Below are 18,307 nucleotides of genomic sequence, written 5' to 3'. Positions count from 1 at the left end.
ACTACTCTCCTTTCTTCCCACCGGCTAATTTAATACGTGGATCAATTAAACCATAAGCAATATCCACTAGTAGAACAGAGAACAGGAGCAAAATGCTGTAAAAGACAGTAACTCCCATAATCGTTGTATAGTCACGGTTCGAGATACTCAATACAAACTGGCTACCAAGCCCTGGAATACCGAAGATTTTTTCGATAACGAAGCTTCCTGTCAACACTGCTGCTGATAATGGTCCTAAATAGGTGACGACTGGCAACAGGGCGTTACGAATGGCGTGTTTCACCGTAATTTGTCCTTTCGAAAGCCCTTTTGCTTTCGCAGTACGGATATAGTCATTGCTTAATACTTCAAGCATGCTTGAGCGAGTAAGGCGGGCAATGAATGCCATCGGAGTCGCGGCAAGCGCCAATGCTGGCAATACGGTATGCTGAAGCGATTCCCAACGAGCGACAGGGAACAATCCTAACTTAATCGCTAACACATATTGTAAAAGGGATGCCATTAATAAAGCTTGGGACAGATATGCCGAGAACGGCAAAAATCATAGCCCCATAGTCTTGCCACTTGTTATGATTTAAGGCAGCAATAACCCCTAATAAAATACCGAGGCTAACCGCTAACAATAACGATTCCATTCCAAGGAAAAAGGAAACTGGAAAGCCTTCATTAATTAAATCGTTAACTGTTTGACCTTTATATTTAAATGACGGACCAAAGTCCCACTTTGCAATTGAGGCTAAATAATCAAAATATTGATTATACCAAGGGCGATCAAGTCCATAGTATTCATTTAAGTTTTTTTCAATTTCCGGAGGTAATTTTTTCTCGCCTGAAAATGGTCCCCCGGGTGCGGCTCTCATTAAAAAGAACGTAGCGGTAATAATTAAAAAAAGCGATAGCAAAATCGATAATAACCGTCTTGATATATACCGCAACATATTGAAACACCTCCATTTTTTTGCAAATACTCGATATCGCGAAATGAAGGTATATGGGAAAATCCCCATATACCTTCATCCACCTTCTTATTCAAAATATGCCCATCTGAATTGGACGTCGCCAAGACCAGATACTTCGACACCTTTTAAGTTGTCTTTTTGCACCCAAGTGTTTGTATAGAAGTAAATTGGTGCAACTGGAAGCTCATCCATTAAGATTGCTTCTGCATCTTTTAACATTTGCTTCCGTTTTTCCGGATCTTTTTCTTTTTGCGAGTCAATCAACAATTGTTTGTATTTCGGATTTTCCCAGTTTGTATCGTTGTTGCCGCCTTTTTTGTCACGGAACAATTCCAAGAAGTTGATTGGATCGTTAAAGTCACCTAACCAACCCATCCGGCCAACTTGATAATCGCCAGAATGCAATTTGTCAATATAAACGTTCCATTCAGCGTTTTCAAGTTTTACTTCAATGCCTAAATTTTTCTTCCACATGTCTTGGATCGCTTGAGCGATTTTCGCATGTGCTTCAGATGTGTTAAACGAATATGTGATTGGCGGTAATTGTTTCACATCTTTTAAGCCAAGCTCTTCTAAGCCTTTTTTCAAATATTCTTTTGCTTTTTCCACATCGTTATCTTTGAAGTAACCTTCTTTGTTTTCTGGGAACATTGTTGGTGGCACCGCTGCCATTGCTGGCACCTGTTCCCCTTTTGTAATGTTTTCAACAATTGCTTTTCGATCAATTGCGTACGTGAGCGCCTTACGAATATTTACGTTGTTGAACGGTGCTTTTTCTGTGTTAAATTTTAACCAATACGTACCCGCAATCGGTTGCACATGAAGCTTACCTTCTTGTTTTAATTGCGGAAGCGCATCCGTTGGCAACGTTCCTGTTGGCGAACCTGCCCAGTCTAACTCACCGTTGTTGAACATCGAAAGCTCAGTGTTCGGATCGTTAACCATTGACATAGTGATTTTTGTAAGTTTCACGTTTTTCGCATCCCAATATGTTTCGTTCTTTTCAAGAACGATTTTATTGTTATGCTCCCATGTCACCATTTTGAATGGTCCGTTCGATGTGTAGTCAGGACCAGCGTTTTTGTACCAGTTTGGATTTTTTTGTGCGATTTTGCTATTCACTGGATAGTACGTATAGAACGCTGTTAACTCTAAGAAATAAGGTGTTGGGTTTTCAAGTGTAACTTGCAATGTTTTGTCATCAAGCGCTTTGACGCCAACGTCTTCTGCTTTTGCTTTTCCTTCGTTAAATGCTTGACCGTTTTTGATGTAGTAAAGTTGATAAGCGTATTGCGATTGGTTTTTCGGATCAAGCGCCCATTTCCACGCATACTCAAAGTCTTGCGCAGTGACAGGGTCACCGTTCGTCCATTTTGCATCACGCAATTTGAACGTGTACGTTTTTAAGTCGTCAGAAACTTTGTATTCTTCTGCTGCTGCCAATTCTGGTTTACCGTCTTTAATGACTGTCAACCCTTCAAATGTTTGGCGCAATACAGTACCAGAAGTCGAGTCGTTCGCTAAACCTGGATGTAAAGAGAACGGCTCTGTGTTGATGTTCACGCGCAATTCTTGCGGAACATTGGCTTTTTTCTCGCCGCCTGTTTTTTCACCAGCAGATTCTTTTTTGTTAAATCCGCCGCATGCAGCAAGAAAGACGCTCAGCACTAACATAAGGCTGAACAAAAGTGATAGTCTTTTCTTCAATGGATTTCCCCCCTAAAAAATTTTTTATATGCAAAAGCCCAGCGTCAAAGCGCGGAACTTTTGTTCATAATATGAATACGTTACCAATAAATTATGTATGGTTTTCTCGTCTGATTTATCAGAATATTTTACCTGTGTTTTATTATAAACGTTATTAATATATTTGAAAAGATTTTTTGTCACATTTTTATTTTTTCTGAATTTTATTTTGATTAAAATTGTTTGGTTAACTTTGTTTTTGCAGCTAGTTAGCATTTTATAGCGTTTTTCGATAAATGTAAATGATAAAATTTTACATTTATCAAAATAAAGCGCTTACATCCTCTGTTTTTACTTTAAGTTAAAAAATGATAAATGTGCGGTTCCTTCTTATATTTAGTAATGCATCTCACAAAAATTAATTTTTTAAAAATAATTTTTGAAATAAGATATTTAGGGAAGGAAATTATTAAAAAACACTTTGTCATTCGAAATTTCTCTTCCTTGCATAAACGAGAAGATTGTTTTAAAATGGAAACAAAAAACGATGCGATGAGAAAGAATAGTACATGTTGCGATTGCCTCCAGAGAGCTTGTGGGTGGTGGGAACAAGCGGCTAGCAATATGGAATGGGCTTTTGAGCATCCGGCTGAAGCAAAGTAGGCTTGGACGTTTGCCTTACGTTACAAAGGTACCATCTGCTTGTGTCAGATGGAACGGAGTGATTGCGCGCGTACCGCGCAATAACTAGGGTGGCAACACGGTTCTATCGTCCCTAACATCATGGGAAGATAGAGCCTTTATTATTTTATGACAAAGGAGTGGTTTCATGAAAACAATTTTGTCCGGCATTCAACCAAGTGGAGTGATTACACTCGGTAACTATATTGGTGCAATGCGTCAATTCGTCGAATTACAGCACGAATACAACTGCTATTTTTGCATCGTTGATCAACACGCCATTACCGTGCCGCAAGATCCTCAAGAACTGCGCCAAAACATTCGCCGTTTAGCAGCGCTTTATTTAGCGGTCGGCATCGATCCAGCGAAAGCGACGTTGTTCATTCAATCGGAAGTGCCAGCACACGCACAAGCGGGATGGATTTTTCAGTGCCTCGCTTACATCGGGGAGCTTGAGCGCATGACGCAATTTAAAGATAAATCGGAAGGAAAGGAAGCGGTCAGTGCTGGGCTGTTGACGTATCCGCCGCTCATGGCTGCCGATATTTTGCTATACAATACCGACATCGTCCCAGTTGGTGAAGACCAAAAGCAACATATCGAATTAACGCGCGATTTGGCAGAACGCTTTAATAAGCGATATGGCGATATTTTTACCATTCCAGAAGCGCGCATTCCGAAAATCGGTGCTCGCATCATGTCGCTCTCCGATCCGACAAAAAAAATGAGCAAATCCGATCCGAACCCAAAATCGTTTATTACATTGCTAGATGATGCAAAAACGATCGAAAAGAAAGTGAAAAGCGCCGTCACCGATTCCGAAGGTACGATTCGCTATGACAAAGAAAATAAACCGGGCGTTACTAATTTGTTAAACATTTATTCGATTTTAGCGAATAAGTCGATGGAGCAATTGGAGAAAGAATACGCCGGCAAAGGCTACGGACAATTTAAAGCAGACCTTGCCCAAGTCATCATTGACACGCTCACCCCAATTCAAGAAAAATATTATCACTTAATGGAAAGCGCTACGCTCGATCAAGTGCTCGATGAAGGAGCAGAAAAAGCGAACCGCGTCGCGAATGCGATGTTAAAGAAAATGGAAGATGCCATCGGTCTCGGTCGCAAACGAAAATAAAAAGATGTCCCATCACAGGGGCATCTTTTTACTTTACGTGCGGTTCTTGTTCTATTTCCCATAATTTTTCGAAAAATGGTTGTCCTTTGACGAGCTTCTCGCATAATTGCACGTGCTTTTCCGACCAACCGTGCTTCGTTTCCTCGTATAATTGACACCACGCTTCGTCAAACGACATTTGTTGAATTAATGGATATTTATGAGGCGCCCATTCCGTATACCAATAGCGCACTTCTGCGACATTTTTCGTCGAATAAAGCTGATCTAACGCCATAAATAATAGCTGCTTTAATTGACGCTCTTTGCGTGTTAACCCGCTCATGAGTTCCGGTGCAGGCGATAAAATATGGTATTCTTTTTCATACGGTGGAAGCGGGTACGTTTCTTCTTGTTGTCCCGCAGCCATTTCATAAACGAGTTGCTCTTGTCTTGGAATTAGTCGGCTTTTGCGAATCGGGATGTTATACCCGAGCGTATCTACCGCTAAAATCCCTTTTCCATCGGTCACAACAAATCCGTAGTCTAGCGGAATACGCTCGTGGTTTTTACGGATATATGCTTTTTGATACACACTGTCAAGAAGCGATTGTGGAATTTCCGATAAACTATTTTCAATGTAATGAAATAATGCGGAAGATACTTTTAACAACGGGACTTGATCAAGTAATTCGACTTGATCGTCTTTTCGCCATTCATGAAAGTGACAGACGTTATATCCATTTTCTTCCCCTTCAAACCAATTCACCCAAATATCATGAAGATATAACATAACGATACCCCTCACTTCAAAAACTATTTGTCCATCAGTATAGGCAGAGGGAGCATATTTTATTCCATGACACCCTTTTTTATCCATCATTCTTCTTGAGAGGAGAAAGAAAGGCTTAACCACATAAGAAGGATGCCGATAGGAAAAAAATAACATTCAATTCGTGTGCTAATGAACCGAAAATAGCCAAGCCACCCTCGTTCCATTGTAAGAAGGTTTAAGTAAGCAATCGTGGTGACTCCACCAATGACCGACAGCCCAAAACCGACCAAATAGATAAAAATTCGCATCGTTTTCCTCCATCACCTTGTCCTACTTCTACATATATGTGCAAAAATGGACGGTGATGACGACGTTTTATTCGAAGCTTGTTAATTGAACGATGCGTTCTGATGGCAGTTCGATTAATGATAAGAAACTTTCTTTTTCCAACGCTTGTTGAACGATACGATAACCGACTGCATACCCAAGCATTCGTGGGTACCATCCGCGCCCGTAAAGGAGACGATCATGTAAAGGATGGGAGGAGGCTACGGATTGATGAGGGGAAATATATTTTTTCCAAAACTTTTGCACCTCTTCTCCCGAATAATACGTCGTCCATTTTGCTTCATATGCTTTGCCGACAAATCTTCCAACCGCCTGCTCGGCAAGTCCTTCTAAAATAATGCCGTCAAGCAGTGTATATGTTTTTTTTGGTTGCTTATTTAACCGACAAACGTGGCTATATTCGTGGGTTAAGACAGCGGCAATTTCTTTTGTTTCATGATGCGGCAATAAAAATAAAAAAAGTTTATCGTGGTAAGCAAGCCCGCCTTTGCTGTTAAAATCATGGGCAAACGCCTGATGGTGAGCGTTGGAAGGAAAAATAAAAATGGGGATATCCGGTCCGTTCCAACGTTTGCGCAACTGTTCATATAATGTTTCTACTCGTTCCCATATTTTTTTCTGCTTCATTAACGTTACTGTTTCGTTTCCTTTTTCCGAGGACATTCCGTGATGCGTGAGATGGAGATAAATTCCCCGGGCAGTCGCTTGTTCGAAATACGGAATAAGCCGCTCGCATCGTTTCAACGGATGCTCTTCTATCCATTCATCTGTCCGAACAATCGGCATGCCGTTCCCTCCTTTCCCAACATTGTATGTGAAGAAAGAAAAAGAGGTGAAAAAAGGCGACCTCTTTCCGAGATCGCCCGTTTTGGTTACTCATATTTTTTGAAAATGAGCGTAGCGTTATGGCCGCCGAATCCGAGCGAGTTGCTTAATGCAGCGCGCACTTCTTGCTTGCGCGCGACATTTGGCACATAATCGAGATCGCACTCTGGATCTGGCGTTTCATAGTGAATGGTCGGAGGAATAATGCCGTCAACAATCGATAAAATCGAGAAAATTGCTTCGATAGCTCCTGCTGCTCCAAGCAAATGTCCCGTCATCGATTTTGTGGAGCTTACCGCTAACTTATAAGCGTAGTCGCCAAACACTTCTTTAATCGCCATCGTTTCGTATTTATCATTATAATCTGTACTTGTTCCGTGAGCGTTAATGTAATCGATGTCTTCTGGCTTCATGCCTGCATCCGCCAATGCTTGACGCATCGCCCGCACGCCACCTTCACCGCCTGGAGCAGGCGCTGTAATATGGTACGCATCCCCTGTTGCACCATAGCCAACGATCTCCGCGTAAATGCGTGCTCCTCGCTTTAACGCATGCTCTAGTTCTTCCAATACAAGAATACCAGCGCCTTCTCCCATCACAAAGCCGTCGCGGTTTTTATCAAATGGACGGCTCGCTGTGTTCGGGTCTGGGTTGGTCGATAATGCTGTATTAGCACAAAATCCTGCTAACGCCATTCTTGTAATCGGTGCTTCTGTTCCACCGGTAATCATGACATCCGCATCGCCACGCTCAATGACCTTGAACGCATCGCCAATCGAATTGGCCCCTGTCGCACATGCGGTGACCGTACAAGAGTTAATTCCTTTCGCTCCTAATACAATCGACACTTGTCCTGCGGCCATATCTGGAATCATCATCGGCACAAAAAACGGGCTTACGCGCCGATACCCGCGCTGTTGGAAAATTTCAAACTGTTGCTCGAACGTTTCCATTCCCCCGATGCCTGAACCGATCCATACTCCAACTTTCGGAGCATTTTCTTCCGTAATCGTTAAATTAGCATCTTTCACCGCCATCAGCGATGCTGCAACCGCATATTGAGTGAAGCGATCCATTTTCCGCGCTTCTCGCTTATCCATGAACTGCTCTGGATGAAAATCTTTTAATTCCGCTGCTACTTTTGCCGGAAAATCATCTGGATTGACACGTGTCAACGGTCCAACACCATTTTGTCCGGCAACAATATTTTTCCAAGTTGTTTCGACATCATTTCCAAGGGGAGTAACAGCTCCAAGACCTGTCACTACGACTCTTCGTTTTTTCATGTGCTTGCCTCTCTTTCCTTTTTATAATGACTGTTGTCAACGGCCCCATCTTAATGCGATAGCGCCCCATGTTAAGCCGCCACCAAAGCCAACCATAATAATAAGATCGTCATCCTTAATTTTTCCTGCTTCTAATTCTTCCACGATCGAAATAGGAATGGACGCCGCAGAAGTATTGCCATACTTTTTAACGGTTGTTGACATTTTATCCTCCGGTAGTTCTAGTCGCTGTCTTGCTGCTTCGACAATTCGTATATTGGCTTGGTGCGGAATTAAGAAGTCAACATCTTGTTTCGATAAGCCTGCTTTTTCTAGCACGTGAATGCACGACTCACCCATTTGCCGAACGGCAAACTTAAACACTTCTCTACCGTTCATAACGACATATTCTTCATGATATAAGTGTTTTCCTCCTGTTCCATCTGCTCCTAATTCGAACGACAAAATGCCTCTCCCTTCCGAAACAGGTCCCATGACGACCGCCCCTGCCCCGTCACCAAATAGCACTGCTGTATTGCGGTCGCTCCAGTTAACGATTTTTGACAGTTTTTCAACACCTACTACTAATATATACCGGTAAGCGCAAGTGTCAATAAATTGTTTTGCTGTTACCATGCCATAAATAAATCCTGCACAAGCTGCGCTAATATCAAGCGCTGCCGCTTTTGTCGCGCCAAGCCGCTCTTGCAGCATACAAGCAACCGATGGGAATGGGCGGTCTGGGGTGACAGTTGCCACTAAAATCAAGTCGATGTCTGCAGCAGTAATATTTGCATCTTCTAACGCATTACGTGCAGCAAAATATGCCATATCCGATGTATCCATATCATCTGGAGCAATTCTTCGTTCTTCAATTCCAGTACGTGTCCGAATCCATTCGTCTGATGTATCCATCATTTTTTCTAAATCCGCGTTCGTCACGACCCGATCCGGTAAATAGCGACCGACTCCGATAATGCCTGCACCCATACTAAACATCTCCTTTAGGTTTATATAACCAATTACTATTACTTGGTACTAATTTTAATGGAGTTTTTATAAATGTGCAATATAAATCTACTCTATCCCGCGTCCGTCTAATCCATATTTGTCTCATACACATACACTATTGATAAGGAGAAAGGAGGGGAGAGCAATTTGGAAGATGACAAACACATACACGAACAACCAATCGATCGGTTTTCCCGCTTAATGTTTGGCAGTTTTCCGCTACAGGAGCGTACTAAACAACTTTCTTCTTCATCGCAACCACTCGATTTACTTCAGCTAATGCAAGACATCGATACGATTGTCTCCTCGTTTTATCAACTAAAGCCGTTCGTTCGCACGATTTCTTCTTTCATTGACTCGTTAAAAAAATAGCGAAGCCTCCTCTATCGGAAAGACAAACGATAGAGGAGGAGGTTATGGCAATGCATTATGTTGTTCATAAAATTGGTGAATAGACGCTGCAAAGCAATACCGTTTTTCTGGCAAATGATAGACAACGTCAGCAGGAATGTCTTGTTTTCTTGCTTGTTCTTCATATCTTCGGCTATGGAGCGCGGAAGGATACGGGGTAACTCCTGACAGCTGCCATATTTTCATCGGTACTTGCCGCGGTGTTAGCGTGGGGAAAGGAAGGACGTTCTCTACTTCTGTTTCTGGGATTTCATACGCTATCGCAATCTCTTTTACCATGCGTTTATAAAAAAATTTATTTTCTTTCTCATATGCAAGTTGAGCCCTCACATCTAAACATGGATTAAGCAACACAACTGCTCGAATTTTCGTTGGTATATCGGCAAGCAGTTGTAACGCAACGAGCGCACCGATTCCTTCTGCTAATACATATACACGATTGTTTAATATTTCACTTTTCAATACATAGTAGATGAGTTGTTTCGTAAGTCGAACCGCTTTTTTGCTCCCCCAATGCCGACCATATAAATGCGAAGAAAAAACGGTGTATCCATAAGTAAGCAACTCCTCAAGCAACTTTCTTCTTCCGTGATGCTCTAACCAGAAGCTCGTACTATCTGTCACGTAGTGATTCACATCGCCAAGTAATAAAATAGCAAAGCCGTTCGGCCGTTCCGGCAAATGAAGAATGCACCATTGGTCGTCTAGTTGAAAAAAACGTTGCCGAACTGTCATTTGATTTCACCCTTACTTTCTTTAAGAACATAATAATACAGTAAAAGATATGTAAACATGAAAAAATGGCGCGGGTAAATGCCTAAAAAGAAGAACATTTTCGATTTGGACAAATTGTGATAACATATGGGGAGAAGAGGAGAAATGAGGTGAATAGCATGAAATTTTTCTGGACGTTTTTTTGGACGTTTTTACTAGCGCAAATGGCGACGTACGTTATCGGTTCTATGCAAGGAATTTCTTACCAATTTTCAACAGGTGCATTGCTAGGGGTAGCGATGACCGTTTTTGTCATTATCGTCGCTAACGTATTGCCGAACGAACCTGTACATCGCCATCATCATTAAAACAGGAAAGGCTGTCCGTTTAGGATAGCCTTTCCCTGCTTCTAACGGTAATTTTTCCATTTTCGTAATCAATGAAAACAGCGCTGTAGTCTTTGATCTGTCCGGCGATAATTGCTTTCGCAAGCGGTGTTTCGATTTGTTTTTGAATAAATCGCTTTAACGGACGTGCTCCATATACATGGTCAAAGCCAGCAGTGGCAATATATTGTTTTGCCTGCTCCGATAACGTTAGCGAAATATGCCTGTCGGCAAGGCGTGCACTTAGTTCTTTCACAAATTTCTCGACAATTCCTTTCACTTCACTCATCGTGAGCGGTTTAAACAAGACGATATCGTCCACACGGTTTAAAAATTCTGGTCGGAAATGAAGGCGAAGCTGCTGTAACACTTGTTCGCGCGTTTCTTCCTGCATGTTTCCGTCTTCTTTTACACCTTCCAATAGCAGATGTGAACCGATATTAGACGTCATAATAATGACCGTGTTTTTAAAATCGACCATCCGCCCTTGCGAGTCAGTAATTCGGCCGTCATCAAGCACTTGCAATAAAATATTGAACACTTCTGAGTGGGCTTTTTCGATTTCGTCGAGCAAAATAACCGAGTACGGTTTTCGACGTACCGCTTCTGTTAATTGTCCTCCTTCTTCATACCCAACATAACCAGGAGGGGCGCCAATTAAGCGAGAAACTGCGTGTTTTTCCATATATTCCGACATGTCGATGCGAATCAGTTGCTCTTCGCTATCGAACAACGCTTGTGCTAGCGCCTTCGCTAGTTCTGTTTTTCCGACACCGGTCGGTCCTAAAAAGATAAAGGAACCGATCGGGCGGTTCGGGTCTTTAATGCCGGCACGCGCACGCAGCACAGCATCTGCTACGAGTTCAACTGCTTCCTCTTGCCCGATAACGCGCTCATGCAGCAAATCGTGCAACCGCAATAGCTTTTCCCGTTCCCCTTCCACTAGCTTTGTTAGTGGGATGCCTGTCCACCGCGAAACGACTTCGGCAATTTCTTCTTCCGTTACTTCTTCGCGGAGAAGCCGTCCCTCTTCATTAGCCTTATTCATCTCCTGCTCTAGTTGTTTCAATTGTTTTTCGAGTTGCGGAATACGTCCATGGCGCAGCTCAGCTGCTTTATTTAAGTCATATTCGTTTTCTGCTTCTTCCAATTCACGTTTCGCTTTTTCAAGCGCCGCCCGCACGTTATGCACTTGCTGAATTGCTTCTTTTTCTTGCTGCCATTTCGCTTTCATGCTGTTTGCTTTTTCGCGCAAATCTGCCAATTCTTTCGTCAGCGCCGCTAAACGTTGTTGGCTTGCTTCATCCGTTTCTTTCTTCAGCGCTGCTTCTTCGATTTCAAGCTGCATCACGCGGCGCATGACTTCATCTAGTTCAGACGGCATCGAGTCCATTTCCGTGCGGATCATCGCACACGCTTCATCGACAAGGTCAATCGCCTTATCCGGCAAAAAACGTTCAGAAATGTAGCGATCCGATAATGTCGCAGCAGCAACGAGCGCGCGGTCATGAATGTTTACCCCATGGTGAATTTCAAAGCGCTCTTTTAGCCCACGCAAAATCGAAATCGTATCTTCGACGGTCGGTTCTTCGACAAGCACTTGTTGAAAACGCCGTTCCAATGCTGGGTCTTTTTCAATATATTGCCGGTACTCATCGAGCGTTGTTGCTCCGATGCAGCGCAATTCTCCACGAGCAAGCATCGGTTTTAACATATTGCCAGCATCAATAGCACCTTCTGCTTTTCCCGCTCCGACGATTGTATGCAATTCATCAATGAATAAAATAATTTTCCCTTCGCTTTTTTTCACTTCGTTTAATACGGCTTTTAATCGTTCTTCAAATTCACCGCGGAATTTTGCACCCGCAATTAATGCACTCATATCAAGGGCAAAAATCGTTTTATCTTTCAACCCTTCTGGAACATCCTTGCGAACGATGCGCTGAGCAAGCCCTTCGACAATTGCTGTTTTCCCAACCCCTGGCTCTCCAATTAACACCGGGTTGTTTTTCGTTTTGCGCGATAAAATGCGAATGACACGGCGAATTTCGCTGTCGCGGCCAATGACCGGGTCGATTTTTCCCGCTTTTACTTCCGCAACTAAATCACGTCCGTATTTTTTTAACACTTCATATGTTGCTTCCGGAGTCGGTGTCGTCACGCGTTGATTCCCCCTTATTTCTCGCAATACTTCTAATAATGCCGAACGACTAATGTGATATTTTCGCCAGATGGATGAAAGAGTTTTTTCATGGAGAAGTGCCAATAATAGGTGCTCCACCGATATATATTCGTCATGCAGCTGCTTCGCTTCTTGTTCAGCGACTGCGATTAACTGCTGCAAGCGAGGAGACATGTACACTTGATTTGCTCCAGTCACTTCCGGCTTTCTCTTTAGCAACGCCTGAACATCTTCACGAAAAGCATAGACATCGACATCAAGCAATTCCAATACTCGTTTTGCAAGCCCGTCCTCTTGTTGTAACAACGAAAACAATAAATGTTCTATCTCAAGCTGTGGATGATGGTGTTGAACAGCAATTGTCTGGGCAGAAAGAAGTGCCTCTTGCACTTTCTCTGTCATTTTCGTCATGTCCATTTTTTTTCACCACCTTTTTTGACTTTTTTTGACCTTTGATTTTATTATACCACGTTCTTCTAGCAGTGCAAAAGCCATCCCCTTAACGAAGATGGCTTTTGTCTTACGGTTTTCGCATATACGTCCAATGGCGATTATGGTTAGACGTTTCTGGAAACGTATCCCCGGCTTTCAGCTTTAATTTTTTCGGATGTTTCACATTATCGCCGGTTTCGCCAATTTCGATATACACTCCGTTATTCGGTGCTTTATCCCCTGGCTTAAAATGGCGTGGTTGTCCCATCTCGATTCCCCCTTTTCAAAGCTTACTTTTAGCATAACCGTTTCATGCTCCATTCATAACTAAAGGAAAAAAACACCGGGAAAGAATCCGGTGTTTAGGATAATAAAGAAACTAAAATCGCTTTTTGTACATGAAGGCGGTTTCCTGCTTGTTGGAACACATAGGAATGACCGCTGTCGATGACATCTGCCGTTACTTCTTCTCCACGATGAGCAGGCAGGCAATGCAAAAACATGTAATCATCTTTTGCGTATTTCATTAATTGAGAATTCACTTGAAACGGTTGAAAAACAGCAAGCCGTTGTTCACTTTCTTGCTCCTGTCCCATGCTCGTCCATACGTCGGTATAAATGACATCAGCTGCTTGCACTGCTTCTTCCGGCGAATGTGTTACGGTAATCGTTGCGCCTGTTTTGGCCGCCGCTTCCTTTGCTGCGGTGACATACTGTTCTTTCGGCTCATATCCGACTGGACAGGCGACTGCACAATCCATTCCGACTTTCGCTGCTGCAATCATTAACGCATGGGCAACGTTATTGCCGTCACCGACATACGCAAGCTTTATCCCTTTCAGCTGCTTTTTCACTTCATAAATCGTTAATAAGTCTGCAAGTGCTTGGCATGGATGGTCATCATCTGTCAATCCATTAATCACCGGTACGTCAGCGTACTCGGCAAGTTCCTCAATTTTTTGATGCGCAAATGTCCGAATCATAATTGCATCGACGTACTGTGCTAATACTCTTGCCGTATCGGCAATTGTTTCTCCACGTCCTAGCTGCAAGTCGTTGCTGTTTAAGTAAAGGGCATGCCCACCTAACTGGGTCATTCCAACTTCAAACGACACTCTCGTCCGCGTCGACGGTTTTTCAAAAATCATCGCCAACGTTTTTCCAACAAGCGGAGTGTAGCTCTCTCCTGCTTGTTGTTTTTGTTTTAGTTGCTGAGCAATCGCGAGCAACTCATAAATTTGTTCTGACGAAAAATCGATTAATGTCAATACGTCTTTCCCTTTTAAAGAAGAAATTGTTGTATTCATTCGACCACCACTTTCTCTGTTTGTTTTAACCACTCTTGAATCGAGCAAACGGAAAAATCGTTCACTTCTAGTGCAGACAAAAATAATTCGAACGTTTCGATCTCCGTAAACGTTAATAGCTGTTGGGACAACGCAATCATCCGTTGCTTCATACTTCCTTCATTTTTTTTCCAATTTAAAAACGCTAGTGCTTCTTTTCTCTTTGCCCATTCTGTAAACGCAACGCCTTGAACAACCGTCAGCTTTGCCAGTTTCACCCGTTCTAGCAATGGTGCTATTTCATTATTATCGGCATCGACATAAATTTCACATGCTCCTGCTTTTTTCGATAAATAAGAGTGGAACGCTTTTGCTGCTGCTTCTTTTGTTGTTTTTGCAATGCTAATTCCTTCCCCTGTTGATTTCATTTCCGGACCAACAAGTGGGTCGACTTCTGGCAATTTATGCATCGAAAAAACAGGATATTTCAATACAACGTACGGGATGTGCTTTGCTTCGGTTGGCACGTTTAGTTCGTTTAAGCATTTCCCAAGCAATAATTTTGTCGCAATTTGCGCTAACGGGATTCCAGTCATTTTGCTAACAATCGGCACTGTTCGACTCGCACGCGGGTTCACTTCTAACACGTACACTTCTCCGTTGGCGATGACGTATTGAATGTTCATAAGCCCTTTGAATTGAAGTTTTTTCACAATTTTTTCGGCATATTGCTTCATTTTTGCTTGCTCTTCGTCTGTCAACGTTTGTGCTGGTAAAAATGCAAAGCTGTCTCCGGAATGCACTCCTGCTTTTTCCACATGTTCGATGACCGTCGGCAATAAAATCTCCGTTCCGTCTGCCGCTACATCTACTTCTGCTTCTTTGCCACTTAAATAAGCGTCAATTAACACAGGGTACGTGAATAAAAACGGCTGCTCCAGTAGTTGCTCTAACTGTTGTTCATTCTCGACAATAAACATTCCTTTTCCACCAATAACGTACGATGGACGAAGCAATACTGGGTACCCAATCCCCTTTGCTTTTTCCAACAGTTCTTTTTCCTCGTTCGCCACTACTCCTGGAACGTGTGGAATATCGAGTTCTTCTAACAGCTGATAAAAACGGTCGCGGTCTTCGAGCTGGTCAATGACATCATGCGATACCCCAAGAATGGTTACACCTGATTCTTCCAATCCTTTGACTAAGTTAATCGCCGTCTGTCCGCCGAATTGAACAACAACTTTTTCGATTTGCTCAGCTTCAATGACGTTGAGGACATCTTCCAATGTCAACGGTTCAAAATAAAGGCGATCGGCTACCGCAAAATCGGTGCTTACCGTTTCTGGATTGTTGTTAATTAATACGGTTTCGTAACCTTCCGCTTGCAATGCGTACACGCTATGGACCGAACTGTAATCAAATTCAATCCCTTGACCGATTCGAATTGGACCTGCGCCAATAATTAGTACTTTTTCTTTTTCACTTTGCTTACGCTCATCTTCCCCGAAATACGTCGAATAATAATAGTCCGTTTCCGAATGAAATTCGGCGGCGCACGTATCGACCATTTTATACGCAGGAACAATGCCGAGCTGTTTTCGTTTTTCACGTACCCGTTGTTCGCTTACGTTCCATATGTCTGCTAAAAACGCATCCGAAAACCCTTTTTCCTTCAATAACCGCAACGTCGGTTCATCGATGCTCGCTAAATCGGTTGCTTTCGCTTTTTGTTCAAGGGCAATGAGCTGATGAAAACTATTTAAAAAGAAGCGGTCGATTTTCGTTAGCACATGCACCGTTTCGATCGTTTCCCCGCGGCGAAACAGCTCTAAAATCGCAAAAAAGCGGCGATCGTCTTTGTTGAGGAGCAATTCATGTAGTTCCTCGTTCGTTTTTTCTGCTAGTTCTTGTAAAAATAACCCGTTATTTGCTCCTTCAAGGGAATGCACCGCTTTTTGAAAGGCGCGTTCCATATTGCGGTCGATTGCCATCACTTCGCCTGTTGCTTTCATTTGTGTGCCAAGCATCCGATTTCCGTTCGGAAATTTATCGAACGGCAACCGCGGAAATTTGACAACGACGTAATCAAGCGCTGGTTCAAAACTTGCGTATGTGTTTTTTGTGACCGGGTTAAGTAGCTCTGCTAACGTATAGCCAACAGCTAATTTCGCCGCAATGCGCGCAATCGGATATCCCGTTGCTTTCGATGCTAACGCCGAGGAACGACTCACACGCGGGTTGACTTCAATTAAGTAATAATTTTTGCTGACTGGATCAAGCGCAAATTGAATGTTGCACCCACCGATAATACCGAGAGCAGAAATAATTTTCACGGCGGCAGATCGCAACATATGGTATTCTTCATCGGTCAACGTTTGAGATGGGGCAACGACAATCGAATCTCCTGTATGCACACCAACCGGATCGACGTTTTCCATGTTACAAACGGTAATGCACGTATCGGTATGATCGCGCATGACCTCGTACTCGATTTCTTTATATCCTGCCACGCTCCGTTCGATTAAGCATTGCGTAATGGGACTTTCTGTCAACCCTTTTTCGACAAGAGTGACAAACTGCTCCATCGTTTCTGCAATGCCGCCACCACTTCCCCCAAGTGTATAAGCTGGACGGATGATGATCGGAAAACCAATTTTTTCGGCGAACGCCATCGCCGCTTCGATGTTTGTCACAATCTCGCTCTCTGGTACTGGTTCATTCAATTCGTACATGAGAGCGCGAAACGCTTCGCGATCTTCTCCCTTTTTGATTGCTTCAATTGGTGTCCCGAGCAACTTCACCCCGTACTTGCTTAAAATTCCAGTTTCATGTAGCTGAAACGCTAAATTTAATCCTGTCTGTCCGCCAAACGTGGCTAAAAGCCCGTCGGGTCGCTCTTTTGCAATCACTTTTTCGATGCTGTCGACGGTCAATGGTTCAAAATAGACAGCGTCCGCATGAACGTCATCGGTCATGATCGTTGCTGGGTTATTGTTCACTAAAATGACGCGGTATCCTTCCTCTTTTAGCGCTATGCACGCTTGTGTTCCGGAATAATCAAATTCCGCTGCCTGCCCGATGACAATCGGTCCGGAGCCGATAATTAAAATCGAATGCAAAGATGAATCTTTAGGCATATACTTTCGCTCCTTTATTTACCTTCTGCAAAAACTCATCGAAGATTTTCTCCGTGTCGCTTGGTCCTGGATGCGCTTCTGGATGGTATTGCACCGATATAATCGGCTTCTCTCGGTGCATGATTCCTTCGATGGAGCCGTCGTTGACGTTTGTAAACCGAACGATAAATGGCGTATTTGCTAAGCTTTCTTTCTTAACAACGTAGCTATGATTTTGCGACGTCATCAACACTTTCTTCGCAAACGAATCATACACCGGTTGATTGGCCCCGCGATGACCGAAGCGAAGTTTTTCTGTATCCGCTCCATACGCCAGCGCAACAAGCTGATGCCCTAAACAAATTGCTAGCGTCGGATAGCGGTCAATGATTTCCCGAATGACTGGCAATTGGCTTACTAATTGTTTCGGATCTCCTGGGCCGTTCGATAAAACGATGCCGTCTGGCTGCAACGCGACAATCGCAGAAAGCGGTGTATCATAAGGAACGACCGTTATTTTGCAGCCACGAGCTAACAATGACTGCAAAATCGATTTTTTAAACCCGAAGTCAATTAACACAAGATGACGCTCCCCATCTCCATACGTTTCGATTGTTTTTGTCGATACATCACCGACAGGAAAAAGTTGTCCGGTTGAGTCGAACACACACTCTTCACCTAGCGTCAAAACTGCTGGCATCGTTCCTTGCGTTCGAATTTCTTTGACGAGCGCTCTTGTATCGACGTGCGTTAAGAGCGGAATATTCCATTGCGCTAAATATTGTTGCAAGCTATATTTCGCTTCATAATGATATCCTTGCGCACTCGCTTCATAAACGATGACCGCTTGCACGTGCGGACGTTTGCTTTCGAAATCGCGTTCATTAATGCCATAGTTGCCGATAAGCGGATATGTGAAAACAATCATTTGATTTTTATACGAAGGGTCAGTCAGCACTTCTTGGTAACCAGTCATCCCGGTAAAAAACACGACTTCCCCGCTCACTTCACCGTTTGGAAGCGCCGTGGCAAGCTGCCCTGTAAACGTCTTTCCGTTTGCTAAATGAAGATGCGCCTTCATATTCGCCACCTCATCATCGAATTTTTATTAACACG

Annotated in this window: 15 protein-coding genes, 1 pseudogene and 1 other annotated feature; of the genes and pseudogenes, 3 read left to right on the top strand and 13 right to left on the bottom strand. The window is 43.2% G+C overall.

Annotated elements, in window-relative coordinates; genetic code table 11:
* Position 1: 1 nt before the first annotated feature.
* Positions 2 to 938, bottom strand: a pseudogene (locus GFC30_RS05665) (ABC transporter permease).
* Between the two features lie 87 nt (positions 939 to 1,025).
* Positions 1,026 to 2,666, bottom strand: a complete 1,641-nt coding sequence (locus GFC30_RS05660) for a peptide ABC transporter substrate-binding protein (protein WP_066323280.1) — start codon at positions 2,664 to 2,666, stop codon at positions 1,026 to 1,028.
* Positions 2,667 to 3,188: 522 nt separating this feature from the next.
* Positions 3,189 to 3,425: a binding site (T-box leader), on the top strand.
* 49 nt (positions 3,426 to 3,474) lie between these two features.
* Here GFC30_RS05660 and trpS point away from each other — a divergent pair.
* Positions 3,475 to 4,464, top strand: coding sequence for a tryptophan--tRNA ligase (gene trpS / locus GFC30_RS05650; protein ID WP_066323278.1), 990 nt, complete (start codon positions 3,475 to 3,477; stop codon positions 4,462 to 4,464).
* A 28-nt stretch (positions 4,465 to 4,492) separates the two neighbouring features.
* Here the strand turns inward: trpS and GFC30_RS05645 are convergent, their stop codons facing one another.
* The 5 genes from GFC30_RS05645 to GFC30_RS05625 form a co-directional block, all read right to left on the bottom strand.
* Entirely contained in the window at positions 4,493 to 5,233 is a 741-nt protein-coding gene (locus GFC30_RS05645) for a YjbA family protein (protein WP_066323277.1), read from the bottom strand.
* Between the two features lie 86 nt (positions 5,234 to 5,319).
* The gene (locus GFC30_RS05640) at positions 5,320 to 5,523 is read right to left on the bottom strand and encodes a YuzI family membrane protein (RefSeq protein WP_066323276.1); all 204 of its coding nucleotides are present in this window, start codon (positions 5,521 to 5,523) and stop codon (positions 5,320 to 5,322) included.
* A gap of 67 nt (positions 5,524 to 5,590) precedes the next feature.
* On the bottom strand, positions 5,591 to 6,349 hold the full coding sequence (locus GFC30_RS05635) for a DUF2268 domain-containing putative Zn-dependent protease (RefSeq protein WP_066323275.1): 759 nt from the start codon (positions 6,347 to 6,349) through the stop codon (positions 5,591 to 5,593).
* Positions 6,350 to 6,435: 86 nt separating this feature from the next.
* Positions 6,436 to 7,674: a beta-ketoacyl-ACP synthase II gene (gene fabF, locus GFC30_RS05630; protein ID WP_066323274.1), complete on the bottom strand. Its 1,239-nt coding sequence runs from the start codon at positions 7,672 to 7,674 to the stop codon at positions 6,436 to 6,438.
* Positions 7,675 to 7,710: 36 nt separating this feature from the next.
* On the bottom strand, positions 7,711 to 8,643 hold the full coding sequence (locus GFC30_RS05625; RefSeq protein WP_066323273.1) for a beta-ketoacyl-ACP synthase III: 933 nt from the start codon (positions 8,641 to 8,643) through the stop codon (positions 7,711 to 7,713).
* Between the two features lie 168 nt (positions 8,644 to 8,811).
* Here GFC30_RS05625 and GFC30_RS05620 point away from each other — a divergent pair, with 168 nt between their 5' ends.
* Positions 8,812 to 9,036: a hypothetical protein gene (locus GFC30_RS05620; protein ID WP_066323272.1), complete on the top strand. Its 225-nt coding sequence runs from the start codon at positions 8,812 to 8,814 to the stop codon at positions 9,034 to 9,036.
* Between the two features lie 42 nt (positions 9,037 to 9,078).
* Here the strand turns inward: GFC30_RS05620 and GFC30_RS05615 are convergent, their stop codons facing one another.
* Positions 9,079 to 9,810: an alpha/beta fold hydrolase gene (locus GFC30_RS05615; protein WP_066323271.1), complete on the bottom strand. Its 732-nt coding sequence runs from the start codon at positions 9,808 to 9,810 to the stop codon at positions 9,079 to 9,081.
* A gap of 158 nt (positions 9,811 to 9,968) precedes the next feature.
* Here GFC30_RS05615 and GFC30_RS05610 point away from each other — a divergent pair, with 158 nt between their 5' ends.
* Positions 9,969 to 10,157 (top strand): DUF2929 family protein, encoded by a 189-nt coding sequence (locus tag GFC30_RS05610; RefSeq protein ID WP_066327165.1) that lies wholly within the window; start codon positions 9,969 to 9,971, stop codon positions 10,155 to 10,157.
* A 19-nt stretch (positions 10,158 to 10,176) separates the two neighbouring features.
* Here GFC30_RS05610 and clpB read toward each other — a convergent pair whose 3' ends face one another.
* The 5 genes from clpB to GFC30_RS05585 form a co-directional block, all read right to left on the bottom strand.
* Positions 10,177 to 12,774 carry an ATP-dependent chaperone ClpB gene (clpB, locus tag GFC30_RS05605; protein ID WP_066323270.1) on the bottom strand — a complete coding sequence of 866 codons (2,598 nt, stop codon included), beginning with the start codon at positions 12,772 to 12,774 and terminating at the stop codon, positions 10,177 to 10,179.
* Between the two features lie 103 nt (positions 12,775 to 12,877).
* Positions 12,878 to 13,057 (bottom strand): YjzC family protein, encoded by a 180-nt coding sequence (locus GFC30_RS05600; RefSeq protein WP_066323269.1) that lies wholly within the window; start codon positions 13,055 to 13,057, stop codon positions 12,878 to 12,880.
* 94 nt (positions 13,058 to 13,151) lie between these two features.
* Positions 13,152 to 14,096, bottom strand: coding sequence for an ornithine carbamoyltransferase (argF, locus tag GFC30_RS05595; protein ID WP_066323268.1), 945 nt, complete (start codon positions 14,094 to 14,096; stop codon positions 13,152 to 13,154).
* Complete coding sequence (locus GFC30_RS05590; RefSeq protein WP_066323267.1) at positions 14,093 to 17,212, bottom strand: carbamoyl-phosphate synthase (glutamine-hydrolyzing) large subunit; 3,120 nt, start codon at positions 17,210 to 17,212, stop codon at positions 14,093 to 14,095. The genes argF and GFC30_RS05590 overlap by 4 nt, the downstream gene beginning before the upstream one ends.
* Positions 17,205 to 18,272, bottom strand: a complete 1,068-nt coding sequence (locus GFC30_RS05585) for a carbamoyl phosphate synthase small subunit (protein ID WP_066323266.1) — start codon at positions 18,270 to 18,272, stop codon at positions 17,205 to 17,207. The genes GFC30_RS05590 and GFC30_RS05585 overlap by 8 nt, the downstream gene beginning before the upstream one ends.
* Between the last annotated feature and the right edge of the window lie 35 nt (positions 18,273 to 18,307).

It is taken from the genome of Anoxybacillus amylolyticus, assembly GCF_001634285.1.
Taxonomy (GTDB): domain Bacteria; phylum Bacillota; class Bacilli; order Bacillales; family Anoxybacillaceae; genus Anoxybacteroides; species Anoxybacteroides amylolyticum.
The sequence above is the reverse complement of the archived record's forward strand: the minus strand, read 5'-3'. Positions and strand labels throughout refer to the sequence as shown.